1 protein-coding gene is annotated in these 1,554 nt (G+C 60.3%); it reads right to left on the minus strand.

Annotated features, from left to right (window positions below):
• Positions 1-38: 38 nt before the first annotated feature.
• Positions 39-1,554 (minus strand): IS3 family transposase gene (locus HBN61_RS22265; protein ID WP_170047923.1). Its coding sequence is split into 2 segments (ribosomal slippage), with 1,517 coding nucleotides annotated over them: positions 39-1,129 and positions 1,129-1,554; the frame shifts between segments, so codons are not numbered across the junction. This gene is flagged as partial in the annotation.

Genomic DNA, 1,554 nt, shown 5'->3' on the forward strand with positions numbered 1-1,554 from the left:
CGGCGTTTTGCAAGGTAGTTGTCGCGTCAGCCGTGTTTTTAAGCTGCTATTTTCACTGCCGGCTGCTCCCTCTCTGGGTTGAGTGTGACGGCGCCGATAGGTTGCCAATTTCGCGTTGCACCTGACCAGCGATGAGGGTGTCTATGACGGGCTTGCTGGTACAGCACATGACGCTTGGCCAGTACTTCTTGATCCTCGCCGCGATGGCGCTGTGCCGGGGTCACGAAGCGGATGCGGCTATGGCGGTGTTCATGGTTGTACCAGCGGATAAAGTCGCGCACCCAGCTGCGTGCGGCTTCCAAATCGGCAAAGCCATCCTGCGGCCATTGCGGGCAGTATTTCAGGGTTCTAAACAGCGATTCCGAGTAGGGATTGTCATTGCTTACACGGGGTCGTCCGCGCGACGGGGTGATGCCAAGGTCGTACAGCTTGCTCAGCAGCGTCACTGATTTCATTGGCGCACCGTTATCCGAGTGCAGCACCAGGGGTTGGCCCGCGCAGCGCTCGCCGAGCACGGTACGCTGCATCAGTCCGGCCGCCCGCTCGCCGCTTTCTTGCTCGTAAACCTCCCAGCCCACGGCCTTGCGGCTGTAGATATCCTCGATCAAGTACAGGTAGTAATACTGCCCGCGCACTGGCGATGGCAGGTAGGTGATGTCCCATGACCAGACCTGATTGCTCTTCGTTGCACTGTGCGTGGTCGGTGCGGCGTGCTTGTGCGGCGCATGACTGCGACCGCGGCGATGCTGCTGATCAGCGGCTTTCAGCACGCGGTAAAAGGTCGCCTCTGAAGCCAGGTAGCGGCCTTGATCGGCCAGCCTTGGCACGATCTGACTCGGCGGCAAGCTGGCAAATGGCGGGCTGTTACAGACCTCCAGGATGGTGCGACGCTCCTCAGCACTCAGGGCATTGCTCGGGCGCGGACGTGGCGTGGTCGTACGCACATCGGCCTGTATAACCGGTGTCAGCGCCCAGCGTTGCAGGCTGCGTAACGACAGGCCGATCTCTGCGCAGGCCACCGCCTTGCGCGCGCCAGAGGCGACGGCGTGGTTAAAGCGTTCAACGAGTTGTTGCCGTTCTGGCAGCGAGGTCAAACGTCCTCGCTGTCGTTTCCCCAGAAGGCATTCATCTTTTTTCTCAGTACCAATATGGCGGCGGTTTCCGCCAGCGCCTTGTCCTTGCGCCGCAACTCGCGCTCCAGTTCGGTAATGCGTTTCTTGTCGGCACGTGCTTGATCTCGCTCTGCCTTGAGCTGCGCTTTAGCGGACATCTGGCCCGTAATGCAGGCTTGACGCCACGCGCTGATTTGCTCGGGGTACAAACCTTTGCTGCGGCAGTATTCGCTGAGCTCGATCTCGCTCAGGGTGGCCGCATGCAATACCGCTGCGAACTTGGCTTCAGCGGGCCAGTCATCGGTGTTGTTCTTGTCTCCAGGCACTACCGCGCCTCCTGCTTTGAGCTTGGTGCGCCAAGCATACAGCGTCGCTTCGGGGACACCTTCTTGGCGAGCGAGCTCAGCTACGGAGTGGTTGAGTGGCGGGAGTAACTTGTTCA

It is taken from the genome of Pseudomonas sp. WS 5071 (assembly GCF_012985765.1).
Taxonomy (GTDB): Bacteria; Pseudomonadota; Gammaproteobacteria; order Pseudomonadales; family Pseudomonadaceae; genus Aquipseudomonas; species Aquipseudomonas lundensis_A.